Genomic DNA, 22,586 nt, shown 5'->3' with positions numbered 1-22,586 from the left:
GCATATAAATGGACATTAAAACATTACAAAAAGACATGATTGCAGCTATGAAAAACAAAGACAAACCAAGAAAAGAATCTATCTCAGCACTTATTCAGGCTGTAAAGAAAATGGCTATTGATGAAGGATGCAGAGATGATATTCCAACAGAAATGGTAGACAAAGTAATCTTAAAAGAAATGAAAACTGTAAAAGAACAGATTGATTCATGTCCTGCAGACAGAACAGATTTAAAAGACGAATATCAGGCAAGATACGATGTGTTTAGTGAATACGCTCCACAGCTTATGTCAGCAGAAGAAGTTGAAGCAATCTTAAAAGAAAAATTTGCAGATGTTCTTGCTACAAAGAATAAAGGTATGATTATGAAAACAGTTATGCCTGAATTTAAAGGCAAGGCAGATGGTAAGGTGATTAACCAGACGGTAGCAAAGCTTTGCCAGTAGATTAAATCTTAAAATAAATATAAAAAAATAAAAGCATCACAAATATGACAATTGATTAGTCGGATTTGTGATGCTTTTATTTTTTATGGTGTTGAGTTATTGCTGTTCGGGATATCGAAGTTGTAAAAGGTCTCAATGCGCTTACCAAAAATCTGGAGACCTGCAAAAACGATAACGGCTACTAATATTAACAGTAGTCCATATTCAACAAGACCTTGTCCATCTTCATCAAAAATAAAGTCTAGAATATTATTCATGTTAAAACCCCTTTTCTATTGAAAACTTACCTAACTCTATAATATAATAACGTTCAATATTTTACAATAAATATAGTAAATAAAAATGTATTTATTGATGTTTTATGCTAAAATTAGTAGAATAATTTGTAAAAGTTAAATGATGTGTATGAGGAATGTTAATATGAATAACAATGTGTCAATAAAGGATATTGCAAAAATGGCAGGGGTATCAATTGCAACGGTATCGAGAGTAATTAATAAAAGTGGAAAAGTGGCAAAGGAAACGGAAGAAAAGATTCTTCAAATTATGAAAGAAAATAATTATGTTCCAAATTTGTTGGCAAAAGGAATGCGAACTAATAAGGTTACGACCATAGGTATTGTTATACCTGATATTTCAAATGAGTTTTTCAGCAAGATAGCAAAACAAATTCAGACGTTATTTTTTAATAAAGGTTATGCATCAATTATATGTAATACAAGTGAAGATGATAAAATAGAAAAGCAATGTATAGAAATGCTTCAGGCACAGCAGGTAGGAGGCATTATCCATATTGTTTCAGAAAAAGCAAATAAAGAAAACAAAATATTAATTCCTACAGTATATTTAGATAGAGAGCCCAAATTTAGTAATAAAAGAAAAGATATGGCGATAATAGAAAGTGATAACTTATCAGGTGGATATATAGCAACAGATGCAATGATAAAGAAAGGATGTAAAAATATAATTTGCTTAAGCCCTAAAGACGTTGTTTCTACTCATAAAAAAAGATGTCAGGGCTATGCATATGCAATGAATGAGAACGGATTAAATCTAAAGATTATAATTGTAGATAATGTGTCTTTAGAAGAAGGATATAATAAAACAAAAGAATATATAAAGAATAATAAAATAGATGGGATTTTTGCAACTACAGATATTATAGCAATAGGAGCTATAAAAGCTATAAAAGAAGCAGGATTTAAAATACCGGAAAATGTAAAAGTATTTGGATATGATGCAAGCAATATGTCGGAAGTGATAGAAACACCATTGTCAACAATTGTTCAGCCAATTGAAGAGATGACATTGGCAGCAGTAGAAATGTTGGAAAAAAATATGAATGGAGAGAAGATAAAAGAAAACAGATTGATACTTCCGGTGAAAATAAAAGAAAGATAAGTACAGGTTAGATATTGTTTTTAATAAAAATATGGTAAAAAAGAACACGTTATAAATAAAAAATAGAATTAAAACGATTTTAATAAAAAAGGAGTTAATGTTTAGCTCCTTTTACTTGACAAGAAAAATGTAAACGTTTACACTAATGATAACATAAGAAAAAAATTTATACAAAAATGTAAACGCTTACATAAGATAAGAACTTAAAAATAAAAAAGTAATATGAAAAGCAATTCAAGAAAATATTTAAAGTTAATTGAATTGCAGAGTGCAGAAAGGAGAATACAATGGAAAAGTTATTATGTCCATCAATGATGTGCGCAAATTATGGAAATTTAAGTGAAGAGGTAGAAAAGTTAGAGAAGGCAGGAGCAGATATATTTCATATAGATATAATGGATGGACAGTTTGTTCCTAATTTTGGAATGGGACTTCAGGATGTGGAATTTATCTGCAAGAAAGCAACTATACCGGTAGATGCGCATTTAATGATTGAAAATCCTGGAAATTACGTTGAAAAGTTTGCAAAAATGGGAATTAAAATTATTTACATTCATCCTGAGTCAGATGTTCATCCTACAAGAACTTTACAGTCTATTATAGATGCAGGAGCAATACCGGGGATTGCAATTAATCCGGGAACGGCAGTAGCAACGATTAAGCCATTATTGCCATTTGTAAAATATGTAATGGTAATGAGTGTAAATCCGGGATTTGCAGGACAGAAATATATTAGTTCTGTTGATGAGAAAATTAAGGAATTAATTGAATTAAAAGAAGAATATGGATATGAAGTAATGTTAGATGGAGCATGCTCTCCGGAAAGAGTAGAAACATTATCTAAGATGGGTGTAAAAGGATTTATTCTTGGAACATCAGCTTTATTTGGAAAAGGAAAAACATATAAAGAACTTTTAGATGGATTAAGAGCATTATAGAATATGCGAAATTTGCATGACATCATATAGATGAAAAGAAAACGTATTAAGTTTATTTGGCAAAATGACACAGATAATTGATTGCCTGGTAGAGTGGTTAATGTGTATTAATAGGAGAAAACAAAATGAGTGTAATAGGAATAGATATCGGAGGAACAAATATCCGAATAGGTCATGATTGTAATGGTAAACTCAAGGATTTTGTTAAAATATCCACTAAGGAAAATTTAAAAGAAGGAAAAATAGTAGAGTGTTTAGCTAATATAATAAAAAAATATATAGGTGAATATTGCAAGGATGAAGAGATACAGCAGATAGCAATAGGTATACCTGCAACTTTGAGTGCTGATCGAAAAGAAATTTTGCAGGTTCCCAATATAAAAGGAATGAATAACATAAGACTGGGAGAGGAATTGGAGAAAGTTCTTGGAATTAAAGTGGCACTGGAGAGAGATGTTCATATGCTTTATTTTTGGGATAAATATGAGCAAAAAATTGCAGATGATGGAATTGGAATAGGAATATATATTGGTACAGGAGTTGGAAATGCAATATTCATAAATGGTAAACCTCTTGCAGGAAAAGATGGAGCAGCGGGCGAATTGGGACATATACCAATGATTGGAGGAAAAGAACAGTGCGGATGTGGAAATCTTGGATGCTCTGAATGTTATGCTTCAGGATGGAAACTTGTACAAATTAAAGATAAATGTTTTCCTGAAACAACTATGGATGAATTATTTGTAAAACATAGCAATAGTCATATATTACGTGAGTATGTAGATGCCATAGCTTGTGTGGCTTGCAGCGAAATTAATATATTAAATCCGGATTCCATAATATTTGGTGGCGGTGTAATTAATATGGATGGCTTTCCTAAGGATTTACTTGAAGAAAGATTATATGTTCATGCAAGAAAACCATATCCGGCAGAGAATCTGGATATCAAATATTCTGTAGATAAACCTGATAATGGAGTTAAGGGTGCAATTATTTTTGCAAAAAGTTTAATATAATTTCAAAAAACTTCAAATTGTTGAAAAGAGAAATTGGAAATATTCTAGTTTCTCTTTTTTTACTGTAAAATTAGTCTAAACTAACTTAATATATTTGGTAATAATTTCTAAAAGGAAAAAGGATGCTAAATTTAAATGAAAGAAAATGAAACGTTTTCAACTGAAGAAAATTGTGCAATATTCACATATAAACGCGTAAAAAGTTGTGATAATAGTTGAAAATGATGAAAGATATTGACATAAAACAACAAAAGGCATACAATTATGACAAGAGATGAAAATAAATGAAAACAAATGAAAGAAAAATAAAGAAAGGATGAGCATATGAATTACGCAGGAAGATTTAATTCTTTTATTTTAAAAGGTCAAAATGTATTTGATGCAATTAAAGCGTATCATGAAATGGATGGAATTACTCATTTAGAGTTTAACTATCCGGAACATTTTGAAGGATATGATTTAGAAGAAATTAAAAAAGCAATGGGTGATTTAAAGGTAAACGGTTTAGCAGTTCGTTGGAGAAATGATTTTACAAACGGTGATTTAACTAATCCTGATCCAGAGCTTAGAGAAAGAGCAATAAGGTATTGCAAAGAGGCAACAGATATTTGTAGAGAACTTGGAGGAACCTACATTACATTATGGTTAGAAAACGATGGTTTTGATTATGCGTTTCAGGTTGATTACGAAGAAGCATGGAAACAGATGGTAGATGCATTCAGAGAAATAGCAGACTATGGACCGGACATGAAGTACAGCATAGAATATAAACCATTTGAACCGAGAAACTTCTCAATGGTTGACAGTACAGGAATGACATTACTTCTTATTAAAGAAATTGATAAACCAAATGTTGGATGTACATTAGATTTTTGCCATATGTTAATGAAGAGAGACTCCCCGGCATATGGACTTGCACTTGCAGCAAGTATGGGAAAACTTTACGGATTGCATATGAATGACGGATATTCACAGATGGACAGCGGAATGATATTTGGTTCAGTTAATATAGCTCATGCAGCAGAATTTATATATTACTTAAAGAAATATAATTATCAGGGAGTTGTATTCTTTGATACATTCCCAATAAGAGAAAATGCAAAACTTGAAACACAAGCAAATATTAATTCATTCGAAAAGATTTCTAAGATAGTAGATGAAATCGGAATGGATAGAATTGCCAAAGTAGTATCTGAACGTGACGGAGTTGAGGCACAACGCCTTGTTCTGGACATGTTAAAATAAGGAAAATTAAAGCATAAGAAAAGGAGAAAATGCAAATGAGAAAGAAAATTTTAGCAACAGCATTAGTTGCAACAATGGTATTTGGTTTAGTAGGATGCGGAAGTGGCTCAGGAGATAGCAGCCAGGCATCAAACAGTGGTTCAGGTTCTTCAGCAAAAACACAGACAGAAGAATTTAACCCGGACACAGTTGAAGATAGTATGACAATCGAAGAAATTCGTCAGAACTTAGGAGATGAAGTTAAGGTTAAAGGTGGACTTCAGTTAGGAGCTATCGCAAAATCATTCTCAAATGAATTTTGGCGTAACTTCAAGAATGGTTATGAAGCAGCAGAAAAATCACTTAAAGATGCAGGAGTTGATGTTAAAATCAAAGTAGACGGAACAACAGATGAAAGTGATGAAATCGGACAGCAGACAATGACAGATAACTTAGTTAACCAGGGATATAACGCATTAATGTTAAGCCCAATTTCAGATTCAAACTTAACATCATCAGTTGACAATGCTAAGACAAAGAAGATTCCTACAATCAACGTAAATGACGGTTTAATTTCAGCAGCAGATTATTTCGTAGGACCTGATGCTTACCAGAATGGTGAATTGGCAGCTGAATGGGTTTCAAAACAGCTTGGTGACAAAGGCGAAGTTGCTATCGTAGTAGGTATGGCAAAGGCATTTGCAGCTCGTGAAAGAACAGCAGGATTCAAAGGATGGATTAAGGACAATAACTCAGGACTTAAAGTAGTAGCAGAACAGAATGCTGACTGGGATAGACAGAAAGCAAAAGAATTAGCAAGCACATGGATTCAGCAGAACCCTGACTTAAAGGCAATCTTCTGTAACAACGATGATATGGCTTTAGGTGTTGTTGAAGCAGTAGAAGAAGCAAAAGCAGACATCTTAGTAGTAGGTGTTGACGGTATCGGCGAAGCTTATGATTCAATTAGAGAAGGCAAGTTAGATGCAACAGTTGACTCATTTGGATACTATATGTCACAGGTTGCTACAGAAGTAACATTACGTGTATTAGCAGGACAGGATATTCCAAGAGTAACACATACACCACAGGCTCTTATTGATTCAACAAACGTAGACAAAGACGCAGCTGAAATCATTGGATGGACAGATGCTAAATATGTAACTGAATAGTAAAAAATAAAAAGGAACAGTTAGGTTTAGATAATGGGAGAAAGTGAGAACTTTCTCCCATCTATAAAGAAGGAGGAACTATTATGGCGAAGGCTGTTGAATTTGTTAATATTAACAAACGCTTTCCAGGAGTACACGTCCTTAAAGATATATCTTTTTCAGTAGAAGAAGGAGAAGTTCACGCACTATTAGGTGAAAATGGAGCAGGAAAATCAACTCTGCTTAATATTCTTCATGGTGTTTATCCGGAATATGAAGGTGAAGTAAGACTTCATGGAGAAAAAGTAAGCTTTAAAGACACAAATGATGCTATTGTAAATGGCAAAATATCTAAAGTTCATCAGGAAACACTTGTAGTAAAGGATCTTACAGTTGGTCAAAATGTAACAATGGGTTATGAACCTAAAAAAGGAATTTTTATAGATTTCAAAAAAATGAATAAAGAAGTAGATGAAATATTGGCAGAATTAAATTGTAACTTCAAATCATCTGATTTAGTTAGTACATTGACAGCAGGTGAAATGCAGATGTTAGCAATAGCAAGAGCGTTGTATCATCATTCAACGATTATTTCTCTTGATGAGCCAACAGCATCTATTACATTAAAAGAAACAGAAGCCCTTTTCGATGTAGTTAGAAAATTGAAAAAACAGGGTGTTACAATTCTTTATGTAAGCCATAGACTGGAAGAAATTTTCCAGATTTGCGACAGGGCTTCCATTCTTAGAGATGGTGAATACATTCAGACAATGGATATTGCAAACACAACAAGAGATGAACTTATACATGCAATGGTTGGTAGAAATGTATCAGCAGTTGCATCAAGACTTAAACCAAGTCCAAAAACTGATGAAGTTGTATTGAGTGTAGAACATTTAACAAATGAAAATTATAACGATGTTAGTTTTGAACTCCATAAAGGTGAAATTCTTGGTTTCTTTGGCCTGGTAGGTGCAGGAAGAACAGAAGTAATGAGAACCATTATAGGAGCGGATCAAAAAACATCCGGAAAGATTATCCTTAAAGGAAAAGAAGTAAAGAATGGCTGGAATACTACAAAAGCGTTGAAGGCCGGAATAGGATTATTACCTGAAGATAGAAAAACACAAGGATTTATGAATCTTTCTAACAACTATGAAAATATAGCAATTTCAAGTTTGGAAAAATATATGAAAGGTCCGTTTACGGATGAAAAGAAGAAAATAAAAAATGCAGAACGCTTTTTTGAAGAAATGGATGTACATCCAAGAAGAGTTGATTATCTGACAAGTAACATGTCAGGTGGAAATCAGCAGAAAGTAATTTTAGCAAGATGGATGGCTACAGATGTAGATATAATCATATTTGATGAACCTACAAAAGGTGTAGACGTAGGTGCTAAAGCAGAAATTTACAGATTGATGGAAGAACTTGTTGAAGAAGGTAAGAGTATAATCGTAGTTTCTTCAGAGTTACCGGAAGCAATGGGTATTAGCGACAGAATCATCGTAATGAGTGAAGGAAAAGTAACAGCTGAACTTACAAGTAAGGTTGATTTTGTAGAAGATTCAATTCTTGATTTGGCAATTGGAGGTAATTAGAATGAAAGGTATATGGAATAAATATAAACGTGAATTTGTAGTGTTAATAGCTACACTTGCAATGTGTGTAGTATTCACAGTGTTAAATAAAAATTTCTTAAATTACAGTAACTTTTTAACAGTTTTGCAACAGATGGTATTAAATGGTATACTTGCCGTAGGTATGATGTTTACAATCATTACCGGAGGTATCGATCTTTCAGTAGGATGTACATACGCAATCACAGGTATTGTAGTAGCTTCATGTACAGTTAACTATGGAATGAATCCATTTTTAGCTATTTTAGTAGGTATATTAATTGGAGCAGTTCTTGGAGCATTCAATGGTTTCCTTATTAATCAGTTAAAACTTCAGCCTTTCATTGCTACATTAGGTACAATGAGTTTATACAGAGGTATTGCTTACGTAGTAACAGGTGGTGTTCCTGTAACTAATGTTCCAACATCATACAGAGACATTTTCAATGGAATCGTGTTTGGTGGTGTAAGAAACTACATCATCGTAATGGTAGTAGTATTCGTAATAGCTCACATTCTTTTATCAAAAATGAGAAGCGGAGATTACTTATATGCAGTAGGTGGAAATGAAGAAGCAGCTAAATTATCAGGTGTTAACGTAATTAAAACAAAGTATATCGCTTACATTTTCTGCGGAATATGTGCAGCAATAGCAGGTATGATTATGTTAGCAAGTTTAGGTTCAGCAGAAGCTACAGCAGGTCAGGCTTATGAAACAAATGCCATCGCAGCAGCAGCTATCGGTGGAACAAGAATGGCAGGTGGTAAAGGTACAGCACTTGGAACATTCATTGGAGCATTAATGCTTGCAGTATTAAAAGTAGGTATGGTAGTTATCAACGTTGACTCTTTCTGGCAGTTCGTTGTAACTGGTATTATAATCATTGTAGCTTCATACTTTGAATTTATTCAGCAGGATATTAAAGGATTTGTTGCACGTCATAAAAAAGCTGCAAACTAAATAATGGCATTATATTATGAACATTATAAGAAACTAAAATAAATATTTGATTTAAGAGGTGCAGGAATATTAATTTAAATATTTATGCACCTCTTGTTGTATAATTACATAATGTAAGTGTCAAAAGAATAAATGGCGATTGTGTTTGTGAAAATAAGAAACTTGTGTTGACACTTAGCAATGTGAACGGAAAAATGTCAAAGGAGAAACATAAATGAAAGATAAGATTACAGTTATTGGTAGCCTGAACTATGATATTATTTTAAAAATATCAAGATTGCCATATAAAGGAGAAACATTGCCGGCAAATGAAGCTGCATACAGTGCGGGTGGAAAAGGCGCAAATCAGGCAGTTCAGGCAGCAAAGCTCCATACACCGACATATATGGTTGGATGTGTAGGAACAGATGCAGCGGCAGATTTTCTTGTAAGTACAGCGAAGCAGTATGGAGTAAACACAGATTATATAAGAAAAGTTCCGGGAAGCAGCGGAATGGGAATTATAAATGCAATTGATGACGGAAGTGTATTTGCTTGCATAGTAAGAGGTGCAAATTATGAAATAACAAAGCAGGATATAGACCATGCAATGCCTGCATTAAAAGAATCTAAAGTTTGTATTTTGCAAAATGAAATTCCTGTAGAAATGATTGAATATGCAATTGATAAAGCTAAGGAAGCCGGATGTATTGTAGTTTTAAATGCGGCTCCGGCGATAGAACTCAAAGATGAATATTTGGCGAAAACAGATATATTAGTTGTTAATGAAGTAGAAGCAGCTTTTTATTGCAAGACAGAAATTGATTCTCTTGATAAAGCAAAAGAAGAAATAAAGAAAACTGCTGAAAAATATGGAAACAATGTAATCTTTACATTAGGTAAGGATGGAGCGGTTGTATACGAAGATGGTAAAATAGAAGTAATTCCGGCAATGAAAGTAGATGCGGTAGAAACTACAGGTGCCGGAGATTCATATATTGGAGCAGTAAGTCATTCGATAGTTGAAGGAAAAGGATTAATAGAAGCTTGTAAATTTGCAACAAAGTGCAGCGCAATAACTGTATGCAGATATGGCGCACAGCCTTCAATGCCGACATTAGAAGAGATTGAATAAAATTGACAAAAATTGACGAAAAATGATTGAAAAGTTTTCCGCAAAAGTATAAACTATAAATAGGTATAATTTATCTAATAAAACCAAGAAGGAATAGGATATAGAAAGTATAAACTATAACTGTTTATTTATACTTTTCAATGTTAGGAGGCAGATATGATTCCATATGAAAGAAGGTTACAAATATTAGATTTACTGGAAAAAAGCGAAGTCGTGTCTTTGGATGAGTTCTGCAAATCTTTAGGGGGCGTATCGGAGTCTACCGTTAGAAGAGATTTGAAGACTATGGAAAAAGAAGGAGAGATAATTTTACTCAGAGGTGGTGGTGCCTGTTTAAAGAGAGGAAGTTATGAAGTACCTGTAATTTCTAAATTTAGTAAAAATGTCGAAGAGAAAGAACGTATTGCAAAGTATGCGGCTGATTTAGTTAAAGACGGTGAATCAATTTATATTGATTCAGGAAGCACAGCTTTAATGATGATAAAATATTTGAGAGAAAAAAATATTACTGTTGTAACAACAAATGCAATGATTTATCAGGAGTTGCAGACCAATAATATTAAATGTATTGTTGCAGGAGGAGAGATTAATATAACAACTGCATCAATAATAGGAATTACAACAAATAATTTCCTTAAAAAATATTATTTTGATAAAGCATTTATTGGAATGTCCGGTTTCTCAGAAGGGGCAGGATTCAACACACCTGATTTACTTGAAGCTGAAAAGAAGCGTATAGTACATCATAATTCAACAAAATCATACGTTCTTGCAGACAGCACGAAATCAGGCAAAAATACATTATGCAAAGTTATGGAATTAGAGGAAGCAACAATAATTTGTGATAAGAAAACAAGTGTTGTTGAAGCAGGCAATAATTACATAATAGCAGAATAAACATAGTATTAAATTTGTTGCAAAAATTTTCACAAAAATAAAACATGTGAATACAAAAATAAATATTAGAGGTGTGAACTATGAAGATAGGAATTGGAAATGATCATGTTGCAGTAGACATGAAAAATGAAATTAAAGAATATCTTGAAAGCAAAGGATATGAAGTTGTAAACTTTGGAACAGATTCTAAGGAAAGATGCAATTATCCTGTTTATGGTGAGGCAGTAGCAAATGCTGTTGTAAGTGGAGAAGTAGACTGTGGTGTTTTAATCTGTGGAACAGGCGTAGGAATTTCACTTGCAGCTAATAAAGTTAATGGAATAAGAGCATGTGTATGTAGCGAACCATATAGTGCAAAATTATCGAAGCAGCATAATAATTCTAATATCATAGCATTTGGCGCAAGAGTAATTGGTGTTGAAACAGCCAAGATGATAGTAGATGAGTGGTTAAATGCTGAATATGAAGGCGGACGTCATCAGGTTAGAATTGATATGATTAAGGAAATTGAAGAAAAACAAAAACAAAAATAAAAAAGGAGATAGAGAGCTATGAAGGTAAAAAATATTTCAAATCCCGAAGAATTTTTAAAGGTTATTGACAGTTGTGAAGGCAAAGTAGAATTAATTACAGATGATGGAGACAGATTAAATTTAAAATCAAAATTATGCCAGTTAGTTTCATTATCAACAATTTTTTCGTCAGCAGCAAAAATACCTGAAATGGAAATTATTGCCCATGAATTGGAAGATTCTAAAAAGATAATGGATTATCTTATGCGTGGATAAATAAAAAAGTAACTTAATATTTAAAGGAATAGTAATAAAGCCGATGCGAAAGCATCGGCTTTATGTTATAATGTGCGATATGGGTAATGAAATAAAAAAAGACAAGGAGAAGAGTTTTATGAAACGAAGAAACAAAGGTTTAATGTTGCTTGTTACATTGCTGTTGATAACATTATTTTCAACAACGGTATTTGCAGCAGATAAAGCAGAGTATGTTCCTAAATTATTTGGGACATTTTGGGCATTGATACCGCCACTTGTGGCAATTGTACTTGCATTGATTACAAAGGAAGTTTATAGTTCATTGTTTATCGGAATTGTAATTGGTGGAGTACTATATGCGGGTGGCTCATTTGAAAGAACACTTACACATGTACTTAGTGATGGAATAGTTGGTTCACTTTCAGATTCTTATAATGTTGGAATTTTAGTATTCTTAGTTGTTCTTGGAACAATAGTTGCATTGATGAATAAGGCAGGAGGATCAACAGCGTTTGGAGAATGGGCTTCTAAGCACATTAAGACAAGAGTAGGAGCACAACTTGCAACTATAGCACTTGGTTGTTTGATTTTTGTAGATGACTATTTTAACTGTCTTACAGTAGGTAGTGTTATGCGACCTGTAACAGACAGACATAATGTATCAAGAGCTAAGCTTGCATATTTAATAGATGCTACGGCAGCTCCTGTATGTATTATTGCGCCGATTTCTTCATGGGCAGCAGCAGTTACAGGATTTGTAAAAGGTGAAGACGGATTTGTAGTATTTATAAAATCAATACCATATAACTATTATGCTTTATTGACGATTGTTATGATGATTACAATTGTTGTAATGAAAGTAGATTTTGGCTCAATGGCAAAGCATGAAACAAATGCAGCTAAAGGAGATTTATTTACAACAGGTAAAAAAATATATGAAGAAATTGATAATGAAGTAAAAGAGAAAAAAGGTAAAGTATGTGACCTTGTAGTTCCTGTAATTACACTTATTATATGCTGTATTATTGGCATGATTTATACGGGAGGATTTTTCTCAGGTACAGATTTTGTGACAGCATTTTCAAATAGCGATGCATCAGTTGGTTTGGCATTAGGTAGTATATTTGCACTTATCATTACATTAGTATTTTATGTTGTACGAAGAATATTACCGTTTAATGAGTGTATGGATTGCCTTCCGGAAGGATTTAAGGCAATGGTTCCTGCAATTCTTATTTTAACATTTGCATGGACATTAAAGAATATGACAAGTAGTTTAGGAGCAGCAGAATTTGTTGAAGTAATAATGAAGAATAGTGCTGAAGGCTTTGCAATATTCCTTCCTGCGGTTATATTTATAGTAGGATGTGGACTTGCATTTGCAACAGGTACATCATGGGGAACATTCGGTATCCTAATTCCTATTGTTGTACAGGCATTCCAGAAAACTGACCCTGCAATGATGATTATTGCCATATCTGCATGTATGGCAGGAGCTGTTTGTGGAGACCATTGTTCTCCAATTTCAGATACAACAATCATGTCATCGGCAGGAGCACAATGCGAACATACAAATCATGTATCTACACAGATTCCATATGCAGTAACAGTTGCTGTAGTTTCATTTATAACATACATAATTTCAGGAGCATTGCAGAAAGCAGCAGGAATTGGATGGGCTGCACTTCCTATCGGAATTATTCTTATGATTGGAACTATTGTAGGAATTAAAGTTTTAGGCTCGGGAAAAGAAGTAGTTAATGATTAGTATTACAAATAAAAAACAGCATAAAATATAATTGAAAACAGTATGAAATATAATTAAAAAACAGTATGAAATATGATTAAAAAATCAAAAAATAATCAAAAGAAAAATGAATTCATTTAAAGAAACAGTGGCTAATTTATCATAGTCACTGTTTCTTTTGTAGTTGAAGTCTATTGTTCATTTTTTATCTGTTTTCCTTCTGAATTTATATGATAATTGTCAGTATAAATAAGCTGTGAAACGGGAACAATTTCATATCCTTTATTCTTTAACCCTTCAATAATTTTAGGAAGAGCCTGAGCAGTATATTTTGCTCCGTTATGCATTAGAATAATTGCACCGGCCTTTAATTCCTTATTGTTAAGAACTTCATTTACAATTGCATCAACACCATAGTTTTTCCAATCTAGAGAATCTACAGACCATTGTATTGTAAAATAACCACATTCTTTTGCTTTAACAATAACATGATTATCATAATCGCCGTAAGGAGGTCTAAACAAATTCATTTGATAGGAAGTAAGATTTTTAACGTTTTCGGTAACAGTATTAAGTTCATTGCATATTTCTTCGTTTGACAGAGAACTCATATTCTTATGATTTGCACTATGATTGCCTAAATCATGCCCTTGCTCGTAAATCGCTTTTACGTCATTAGGGTATTGCTTAACCCAGCCACCTGTCATAAAGAAAGAGGCTTTAATATTATTTTCTTTTAAAATATCTAATATTTTTTGTGTATCATCATTTCCCCAAGCAGCATCAAAACTAATGGAAACCTGAGGTTTAGCAGTATCTACACAATAAATTGGAAGTTCTTTTGCAGTAGATGAAACAGGGAGAGAATCAAATGTATCTTTATAGGAAAAACCCTGAAAATAATATGTAACACCAATTGCTAATGCGATAAAGAAAAGCCAGGAAATACTCCTTTTTGTCATACTAAGATATTCAGAATTATTTGACATTGTAACCTCCTATGTTTTATTGTACAGTTTATGAAAAATACGGGATGGATATGATTACAAATTTATAAATTATAGAGTATAATAAGCCGTGGAAAATATATGAAATTTTATTTAATTAAGAAACATAGGATGGCATAAAATGAGATACATGAGAAAATCAAAACGTAGAAAAGAAAGAATTAAAAAAATCGGAATATTATTAATAGTTGCATTAGTGGCTATGGTTGCATGGAAGGCAAGTGAAATTTATTATGGCAAAATAAATTTGAGTAAGTTGGAAAACATGGAAAGACCGGAGTGGATAGATGACCAGATTATAGATGTGGATGGAGCATCAAGAAGTGGAGAAAAACTTGACAGCGTTAAAGATATAGTTATTCACTATGTCGGAAATCCGGGAAGTACGGCACAGCAAAACCATGATTTTTATGCTGGAAATCAGTCAAATGTAAGTTCTCATTTTGTGGTAGGATTAGATGGCGAAGTAATTCAATGTATTCCGCTAGATGAAATGTCAGCAGCAAGTAATTGGCGAAACAATGACACTATATCGATAGAGGTATGTCATCCGGACAAATCAGGAAAATTTAATAAAAAGACTTATAAATCTTTGGTAAAACTTACTGCATGGCTCGAAATGGCATGTGGGTTAAATGAAGACCATGTAATTAGACATTATGATATAACAGGAAAAGAATGCCCAAGATACTATGTTAAACATGAAGATGCGTGGAAAAAATTTAAAAAAGATGTAAAGAAATACAGAAAATAATCTGAAAAAACCATAAGAAAATACTCACGTGAAAATAACAAAAAAGAAAATGTTATACGAATATAATCACTGAAAAGAAGCGAAGCGGATTTGGCATGTCAGGAAGAAAAAATAAAAGAAAATTTGCCTAAAGTGGCTATTATATGTGAATATGATGCAATGCCTGAAATTGGACATGGTTGTGGGCATTCGGCAAGTTGTGCAGCAGGAATTATATGTGCACTTGCAATTAAAGAAGAACATAGTGAGTATAGAAACCGATAATTGGGATTTTTTATATCCTAAATAAAAAAGGCAAAACTGGGGCAAATTCTTAATTTTACTAATTTGCCCTTTAAGAAATAAAAAAATGTATTATAATATGTTAGGTGTGTAAAGCACAAAAATATATGAGTAAGGAAGAAAATCATGGGAAATCAAGTAAAAAAAATGGGAAAAGCATTAATGCTTGTTCTTGCAATGTTAGTATGTTTTAACATTGGTGTTATGGCGCAGGAAATAGAGGCAACAATGGCACCGGAAAATGTAAAAGAAGCAGAAACGACAAAGGTAGCAGGAGAAACAGAAACAACAAAACATACAGGTGAAGTTGAAACAACAACTAAAGCAAATGAGACAGAAACAACAAAGCCTTCAGGAGAGACAGAAACAACAACCCCTAGTGAAAACAATAATGGAACAAATACAACGCAGCCAAATGTAAGAATTTTATTTGTTGGTAATAGTTCAACTTATTATAATGATATGCCACAGATGGTAAAAGGACTTGCACAGGCTGATGGAGTGAATGTAACAATTCAGGCACTTACAGCAGCAAATTACAAACTTTATCAGTTCGCTGATGAAAAGGATACATATGGTTCTCAGCTTATAAGTGCATTAAAAAATTATAAGTGGGATTATGTAATTCTTCAGGACCACAGAGAAATGATTATCACAGATATTGCAAAAACTCAGACAGCAATTGAAACATTGAAACCATTAATTCAGAGTTCAGGTGCAAAGATGCTTCTTTATGATACACAGGCTGATTATATTGGAAGGAGTTTTACTGCAACAGGATATAGCTATTATTTATCACATAATGAAATACAGCATTATATGATAAAGGGTTATTATATGATGGGAAATAAGTATGGCGCGCAAGTTATTTCATCAGGAGTTAATTTTGAAAGATGCTTAAAACAGTTTCCTGATATAAAATTATACAATGCGGATAACATACATCCTACACCTACAGGAAGTTATTTGGCAGCGTGTACAATTTATGGAACAATATTTAATACAACAGCATTAGAAAATAAGTATTTACCTGAAAGTGAATACGATTCTAATGGACTTCTTAAGAAAGTTACTAAAGAAGCTGCTTTAAAAATGCAGGCTATAGCAGACCCAAGATTGACAATTGATACTTCATATGTAGAGGTAAATAAAGGATTTAATTCAAAAGTAACAGCAACATTGATTGCAAATGAAAAGAATGAAATTTTGAAAGATTATAAAAATGAAATTCAGTATTCAAGTTCAAACGATACAGCTATTTCAGTAAACAAATATACCGGAAGTTACAATGCAATTGGCGTTGGAGATTCAATGATAATGGCAACAACAGACAGTGGATTGATTACAATGTGTACAATAAGTGTAAAGCAGCCTTCGACATCATTTGCAATTAACGAAACAGGAATAGCCAAATTATATAAGGGCGATACTATTCAGTACACAACAAAGATAGCACCAAGTGATACAACAGATACAGTTAAATGGACAAGTAATAACACAGCTGTAGCAACTGTAAGTGATACAGGTCTTGTTACAGCAAAGAAAGTAGGAACTGCAAAAATAACAGCAACTACAACAAGTGGTATTAAGGCAGTACGTTACATAAGAGTAAAACTTATTAAACCTAAAAATGTAAAAGTTAAAAAGCTTTCAACAAAAGCAAAAGGAAGCAGATATGCAAATATAAGAATTAAATGGACAAAGAATACTAATGCAGTTAAATATTATGTATATCGTTCATCAGGTTCAGGATACAAAAAAATTGCTACAACTAAAAAGCCGAAATACACAGATAAAAATAAGAAAAAAGGTGTTAAATACTATTATAAAGTAAGAGCAGTTTATTCAAACTCTAAATGCAATAGTTATTTGTCAGATACAAAATCAATTTCTTTAAAATAATAGAGAAATTGGTTAGAAATTAAGAATGATTAATCTATTAGAAATGACAGATGAAACAGAATAAATTAAGACAATAGTTTTAAATAAAAACGGAGTTGACATTTTACGACTATTTAAATATAATTACACGAGAAATTAATAGTCCGTGAGGGAGTAGTTCGCGTGAAAGCGTGATTTGTCAACAATCCCGATAGCATAAGCTATCTGGCAAATATTAAAGAATGAGACTTATGGTTTTGAAGATACTAATAATAATTAGTATCTTCAAAATTATGAGTCTTTTTTATACCTGTAATGTCAAGGCATAGACATATGAGATTAAATCTGTTTTGAATATGACAAAAATGTATATTTTAGATATCGTTAAAACATTAGATTGTTAAAATGTATATTTGGGACAAAAGACGTTAATTTTTAAATAATTTACATGGGAAATAAATTATTAAGTATAAATACAAGATATATACTATGAACAAATCGGATATTAAATCTAATTCTATTATACAAAAGGGCAGGAGATAAAAATGGAATATTTAGTTGAGTTCTTATTGTTGGGAGTTGGACTTGCAATGGATGCGTTTGCAGTGTCTATTTGCAAAGGATTAGCTATGCGCAAAGTCAATAAAAAACAGGCAGTTGTCATAGCGTTGTTTTTTGGTGGCTTTCAGGCAATTATGCCGATAGTCGGATGGTTTTTATGTAAGGGTTTTCAAAACTATATAGAAGCTTTTGATCACTGGATAGCTTTTGCATTATTGGCATTTATTGGAATGAAAATGATTATAGAAACATTGAGTGAAAAGGAAGAAGATGTAGTTGTTGAAAAAATGGATCCGCCACTTGACATGAAAGAAATGCTTATGCTTGCAATTGCAACAAGTATAGATGCATTGGCAGTAGGTATATCTTTAGCAGCCCTTGACAGACCAATAGTGGAATCAGCTACTATTATAGGTGTGGTTACATTTATTATATCTATTGTAGGCGTTTATATTGGAAACTTTTTTGGAAACAGATATAAGAAAAGAGCAGAGCTTGCAGGTGGAATTATTTTAGTACTAATAGGTGTAAAAATTCTGTGTGAACACATGGGATGGATAGCATTTTAAATTCTGTAATGAAAATAAATAAAATGAATGAAATTCATTTTTAATAAATGTTCTCAACAAATAGCCGCCGACCGGAGGGAGGGGCAGTACATCTTTTTATGGAGGAAAAAGATATGATAAAAACAATAATAACAGCATTAGTACTTTTGGTAGTTGGATTTATATTACTGGTTAAAGGAGCAGATTTTTTTGTAGAAGGAAGTGCAAGCGTTGCGAAAAAATTAAAGATTCCATCACTTGTAATTGGTATGACAATTGTGGCAATGGGAACCAGTTTGCCTGAATGTTCAGTCAGCATTATTGCTTCAATGAATGGAAGTAATTCTTTATCAATCAGCAATGCAGTTGGTTCAAATATATTTAATCTTATGGTTGTGTGTGGAATTTGTACTTTATTTATTCCACTTGAAGTAGCTAAAGATACAATAAAAAGAGATTTTCCATTTTCAATAGCATGTACACTCCTTTTATTATTTACAGGTTATACATCAATGACATTGGGAAGAACAGAGGGAATAGTATTTTTAGTTTGCTTTGCATTTTTTATTCTTATAATGGTTAAAAGTGCAATGAAATCAAGAAAGATTTCAGATGAGGAAATGCAGGAAATTGATGAAGAACTTGAAGAAATATCAGAGGATTTGTCAGGAATAAAATGTTTGCTGTATATAGTTGGAGGAGCTATTGCAATAAAATTTGGTGGTGATTTTGTTGTAAATGGTGCTACCTCTATAGCAAGAACAGCAGGAGTGACAGAAACCGTTATAGGACTTACTATCGTAGCACTTGGAACCAGCCTTCCTGAACTTGTAACATCAATTGTGGCAGCTAGAAAGAAAGAAGTTGATATGGCTGTTGGTAATGTAATAGGTTCGAATATATTTAATATTTTGATGGTACTGGGAATTGCAGCAACAATAAGTCCGATTACATTTTTAACAGAAAACATAATAGACATTATTGTATTAGTAGTATTTAGTGGTCTTGTATGGGCATTTGCATGGACAAAGAAGCAACTTGATAAAAAAGAAGGAATAATAATGTTAGTTCTTTATGCTATTTATACAGTTTATATTATTATGAGATAAAAGAAGTTCCACATTTAGAATCGAATGATCATGAGATGATTACGGAAGTGTAAGACTAAAATCTACTTTGCCCCACACTTCAAAGTGAAAATAAACTTTTAATTTCACAAATGATTACGGAATATTAAGTTTAGTTTGACAATAAAAAAAGAGTGGTTTATAATCACATTAATTAGGTGCATTTGCACAATATATCAGTAAGGCTATGACGAAGAGAAGTAACATAGATTATCGCTTCCAGAGAGCGGATGATGGTGAGATGTCCGCAGAATGAATTTATGTGAATAACACTTTCGAGCTGCAATCCGAAAGCAATGGCAAGTAGGTGCGACGTGGTTGTACGACACACAACAGGGTTTATCCCATGAGTGGCTGCAATGCAGCAAATCAGGTGGTACCGCGGAATAAGTTAGATTAACTGTCCGTCCTGAACTGTAGTAGTTTAGGATGGGCTTTTTTTGTTTGAATTTGCTATAAAATTTGAACAATATAGTTTAATTGTTTTCCTAAACAATATATAAAAATATGAAGGAGACTAACAGAATGGATACAAACACAAATAACATTTATCGTGATGTTACAATGGACAACATATCTGAAGCAAATGTTGGACAGACAATGAAGATTTGCGGATGGGTTGAAAACATCCGTGACCATGGTGGTGTTTCTTTTATCGATTTAAGAGACATGTATGGCCAGATGCAGGTAGTAATGAGAGATACTTCATTACTTGATGGAATTAATAAGGAAGATTGTATTTCTGTAGAAGGACCAATTCAGCATAGAGATGAAGAAACATACAATGATAAGATTACAACAGGAACAATCGAATTAGAAGCAAAGAAAGTAACAGTTTTAGGAAAAGTTTACAGACAGCTTCCATTTGAAATAATGACATCAAAGGAAACAAGAGAAGATGTCAGATTAAAATATCGTTATCTTGATTTGAGAAATAAGAAAGTAAAGGATAACATGATTTTCAGATCAAAGGTTATTTCTTTCTTAAGAGAAAAGATGACAGAGATGGGATTCTTAGAAATTCAGACACCAATTCTTTGTGCATCATCTCCTGAAGGCGCAAGAGATTACATTGTACCTTCAAGAAAATTTAAAGGAAAATTCTACGCTCTTCCACAGGCCCCACAGCAATATAAACAGTTGCTTATGGTATCAGGATTTGACAAATATTTCCAGATTGCACCATGTTTTAGAGATGAAGATGCAAGAGCAGACCGTTCACCTGGGGAATTTTATCAGTTAGATTTTGAAATGAGTTTTGCTACTCAGGAAGATGTTTTCAGAGTAGGTGAAGAAGTTTTAAGTGCAACATTTGAAAAATTTGCACCTGAAGGATTTGAAGTAACAAAGGCTCCATATCCTATTATCAGTTATAAGCAGGCAATGCTTGAATTTGGTACAGATAAGCCTGATTTAAGAAACCCATTAAGAATAGTTGATGTTACAGACTTCTTCCAGAGATGTACATTTAAGCCATTCCATGGCAAGACAGTAAGAGCTATTAAAGTTCATGCTGATATGTCAAAGGGATTCCATGAGAAATTATTGAAATTTGCTCAGAGCATCGGAATGGGAGGACTTGGATATCTTGAAGTTAAAGAAGATATGACATATAAGGGACCAATTGATAAATTTATTCCGGATGATATGAAGACAGAAATCAAGGAGATTGCAGGATTAGAAGCAGGAGATACAATTTTCTTTATCGCTGATAATGAAAAGCAGGCTGCTTTATATGCAGGTGAAATCCGTACAGCATTAGGAGAAAGACTTGATTTAATTGAAAAGAATGCATATAGATTCTGCTACATCAATGACTTCCCAATGTATGAATATGATCCTGAAGCAAAGAAGATTATATTTACACATAACCCATTCTCAATGCCACAGGGTGGACTTGAAGCATTAGAAACAATGAAACCTGAAGACATTCTTGCATACCAGTATGATATTGTATGTAACGGTGTTGAATTATCATCAGGTGCTGTTAGAAATCACGATATGGAAATCATGGTTAAAGCATTTGAAATTGCAGGTTATACAGAAGATGATTTGAAAGAAAAATTCGGAGCACTTTACAATGCATTCCAGTTTGGAGCACCTCCACATGCAGGAATGGCTCCTGGTGTAGACCGTATGATTATGCTTCTTACAAATGAAGAAAATATCAGAGAAATTATTCCATTCCCAATGAATGGTAACGCTCAGGATATGATGTGCGGAGCTCCTAGTGAAGTTACAGAACAGCAGCTTAGAGAAGTTCATATTAAAGTTAGACAGTAATAAAGATATAAATGCAGATCCCGGGGTTTTAACACTTGGGGTCTGTTTTACTTTATATAATGAGTTGGGCATTTGCGTAAATAATACAAGGCAATATGACAAAAAGCAATTTTATTAACATATTTTAAAATGAAATTAAACATTTAAACATATGTAGAAATGGGATAAGCAGATTGGAGAAAAATATGTACGATACAGTTATTTTTGATTTAGATGGAACGTTACTTAACACAATAGATGATATAGCAGCAGCAGTACAATATGCTCAGAAAAAATATGGCTTTCCGGTTCACACAGTAGACGAAGTAAAAAAACACGTCGGAAATGGTCTTAGACTTTTGATGCACCGTTCAATTCCTGAAGGTGAAAATAATCCGGATTTTGATAAGATATTTGCTGATTTTAGTGAATATTATCAGAAACATTGTCAGGTAAAAACAAGAGCTTATGACGGTACATTAGATTTGATAAAACAATTAAAAAAACGAAATATTAAAATGGCAATCGTATCAAACAAGAATTACAAAGCAGTTGAATCTTTGAAAAATATTTATTTTGAAGGTTTAATAGATGTTGCATTAGGAGAAAATGAAGCTGCCGGAATTAAGAAAAAACCGGCAAAAGACATGGTTATGTCAGCACTCGATAAATTAGGCAGTACACAGGAAAAATCAATTTATGTAGGAGATTCAGAAGTTGATAGTCAGACTGCTGTTAATTCAGGACTTGATTGCATTCTTGTAAGTTGGGGATTCAGAACAAAAGACATTTTAGAAAAACTTACTTATAAGAAAATAATAGATGAACCAATGAAGTTATTAGATGTGATTGCGTAAGTAATATAATAAAGAGGGGCGAA

At 32.8% G+C, this 22,586-nt stretch carries 21 protein-coding genes and 1 other annotated feature; of the genes, 20 read left to right on the top strand and 1 reads right to left on the bottom strand.

Annotated features, from left to right (window positions below; genetic code table 11):
- Positions 1-8 precede the first annotated feature (8 nt).
- From DWX29_RS05715 to DWX29_RS05650, 13 genes are all read left to right on the top strand, one after another.
- Positions 9-446: a GatB/YqeY domain-containing protein gene (locus tag DWX29_RS05715; protein WP_022089706.1), complete on the top strand. Its 438-nt coding sequence runs from the start codon at positions 9-11 to the stop codon at positions 444-446.
- Between the two features lie 420 nt (positions 447-866).
- Positions 867-1,847, top strand: coding sequence for a LacI family DNA-binding transcriptional regulator (locus DWX29_RS05705; RefSeq protein WP_158562625.1), 981 nt, complete (start codon positions 867-869; stop codon positions 1,845-1,847).
- A gap of 287 nt (positions 1,848-2,134) precedes the next feature.
- Positions 2,135-2,785, top strand: a complete 651-nt coding sequence (locus tag DWX29_RS05700) for a ribulose-phosphate 3-epimerase (protein ID WP_118565371.1) — start codon at positions 2,135-2,137, stop codon at positions 2,783-2,785.
- 125 nt (positions 2,786-2,910) lie between these two features.
- Positions 2,911-3,801: an allose kinase gene (gene alsK, locus DWX29_RS05695; RefSeq protein ID WP_118565370.1), complete on the top strand. Its 891-nt coding sequence runs from the start codon at positions 2,911-2,913 to the stop codon at positions 3,799-3,801.
- A gap of 324 nt (positions 3,802-4,125) precedes the next feature.
- Positions 4,126-5,046, top strand: a complete 921-nt coding sequence (locus DWX29_RS05690) for a sugar phosphate isomerase/epimerase family protein (RefSeq protein WP_022089711.1) — start codon at positions 4,126-4,128, stop codon at positions 5,044-5,046.
- Positions 5,047-5,081: 35 nt separating this feature from the next.
- Complete coding sequence (locus DWX29_RS05685) at positions 5,082-6,197, top strand: substrate-binding domain-containing protein (RefSeq protein WP_117908694.1); 1,116 nt, start codon at positions 5,082-5,084, stop codon at positions 6,195-6,197.
- Between the two features lie 83 nt (positions 6,198-6,280).
- Positions 6,281-7,777: a sugar ABC transporter ATP-binding protein gene (locus DWX29_RS05680; protein ID WP_117908696.1), complete on the top strand. Its 1,497-nt coding sequence runs from the start codon at positions 6,281-6,283 to the stop codon at positions 7,775-7,777.
- Position 7,778: 1 nt separating this feature from the next.
- The gene (locus DWX29_RS05675) at positions 7,779-8,756 is read left to right on the top strand and encodes an ABC transporter permease (RefSeq protein WP_117908698.1); all 978 of its coding nucleotides are present in this window, start codon (positions 7,779-7,781) and stop codon (positions 8,754-8,756) included.
- 214 nt (positions 8,757-8,970) lie between these two features.
- Entirely contained in the window at positions 8,971-9,870 is a 900-nt protein-coding gene (locus DWX29_RS05670) for a ribokinase (protein WP_118565369.1), read from the top strand.
- Positions 9,871-10,026: 156 nt separating this feature from the next.
- A complete protein-coding gene (locus DWX29_RS05665) occupies positions 10,027-10,767 on the top strand; it encodes a DeoR/GlpR family DNA-binding transcription regulator (RefSeq protein ID WP_118565368.1) in 741 nt (246 codons plus the stop codon).
- A gap of 80 nt (positions 10,768-10,847) precedes the next feature.
- Entirely contained in the window at positions 10,848-11,300 is a 453-nt protein-coding gene (rpiB, locus tag DWX29_RS05660) for a ribose 5-phosphate isomerase B (RefSeq protein WP_022089717.1), read from the top strand.
- 18 nt (positions 11,301-11,318) lie between these two features.
- Positions 11,319-11,555, top strand: coding sequence for a hypothetical protein (locus DWX29_RS05655; RefSeq protein ID WP_022089718.1), 237 nt, complete (start codon positions 11,319-11,321; stop codon positions 11,553-11,555).
- A gap of 118 nt (positions 11,556-11,673) precedes the next feature.
- The gene (locus tag DWX29_RS05650) at positions 11,674-13,305 is read left to right on the top strand and encodes a Na+/H+ antiporter NhaC family protein (protein ID WP_118565367.1); all 1,632 of its coding nucleotides are present in this window, start codon (positions 11,674-11,676) and stop codon (positions 13,303-13,305) included.
- A 170-nt stretch (positions 13,306-13,475) separates the two neighbouring features.
- Here the strand turns inward: DWX29_RS05650 and DWX29_RS05645 are convergent, their stop codons facing one another.
- Complete coding sequence (locus DWX29_RS05645) at positions 13,476-14,273, bottom strand: polysaccharide deacetylase family protein (RefSeq protein ID WP_243053236.1); 798 nt, start codon at positions 14,271-14,273, stop codon at positions 13,476-13,478.
- 139 nt (positions 14,274-14,412) lie between these two features.
- Between DWX29_RS05645 and DWX29_RS05640 the strand changes: the two genes are divergently transcribed.
- The 7 genes from DWX29_RS05640 to DWX29_RS05615 all read left to right on the top strand — a co-directional run bounded on the left by DWX29_RS05640 (position 14,413) and on the right by DWX29_RS05615 (position 22,563).
- Positions 14,413-15,045, top strand: a complete 633-nt coding sequence (locus DWX29_RS05640) for a peptidoglycan recognition family protein (protein WP_117908702.1) — start codon at positions 14,413-14,415, stop codon at positions 15,043-15,045.
- Positions 15,046-15,135: 90 nt separating this feature from the next.
- The gene (locus DWX29_RS12555) at positions 15,136-15,309 is read left to right on the top strand and encodes a M20 family metallopeptidase (protein WP_147339787.1); all 174 of its coding nucleotides are present in this window, start codon (positions 15,136-15,138) and stop codon (positions 15,307-15,309) included.
- A gap of 144 nt (positions 15,310-15,453) precedes the next feature.
- Positions 15,454-17,229: an Ig-like domain-containing protein gene (locus DWX29_RS05635; RefSeq protein ID WP_118565366.1), complete on the top strand. Its 1,776-nt coding sequence runs from the start codon at positions 15,454-15,456 to the stop codon at positions 17,227-17,229.
- Positions 17,230-17,753: 524 nt separating this feature from the next.
- Positions 17,754-18,338 (top strand): manganese efflux pump MntP family protein, encoded by a 585-nt coding sequence (locus DWX29_RS05630; RefSeq protein WP_118565365.1) that lies wholly within the window; start codon positions 17,754-17,756, stop codon positions 18,336-18,338.
- 113 nt (positions 18,339-18,451) lie between these two features.
- The gene (locus DWX29_RS05625; protein WP_118565409.1) at positions 18,452-19,426 is read left to right on the top strand and encodes a calcium/sodium antiporter; all 975 of its coding nucleotides are present in this window, start codon (positions 18,452-18,454) and stop codon (positions 19,424-19,426) included.
- Positions 19,427-19,622: 196 nt separating this feature from the next.
- Positions 19,623-19,859, top strand: a binding site (T-box leader).
- 110 nt (positions 19,860-19,969) lie between these two features.
- Positions 19,970-21,727 carry an aspartate--tRNA ligase gene (aspS, locus tag DWX29_RS05620; RefSeq protein ID WP_118565364.1) on the top strand — a complete coding sequence of 586 codons (1,758 nt, stop codon included), beginning with the start codon at positions 19,970-19,972 and terminating at the stop codon, positions 21,725-21,727.
- Positions 21,728-21,912: 185 nt separating this feature from the next.
- Entirely contained in the window at positions 21,913-22,563 is a 651-nt protein-coding gene (locus DWX29_RS05615) for an HAD-IA family hydrolase (RefSeq protein ID WP_118565363.1), read from the top strand.
- The last annotated feature ends 23 nt before the right edge of the window (positions 22,564-22,586 follow it).

This window comes from Eubacterium sp. AF19-12LB, from assembly GCF_003479125.1.
In the GTDB taxonomy this organism is placed as follows: Bacteria; Bacillota; Clostridia; order Lachnospirales; family Lachnospiraceae; genus Eubacterium_U; species Eubacterium_U album.
Note: the sequence above shows the minus strand (reverse complement) of the source record. Positions and strands in the feature narration are given on the sequence as shown.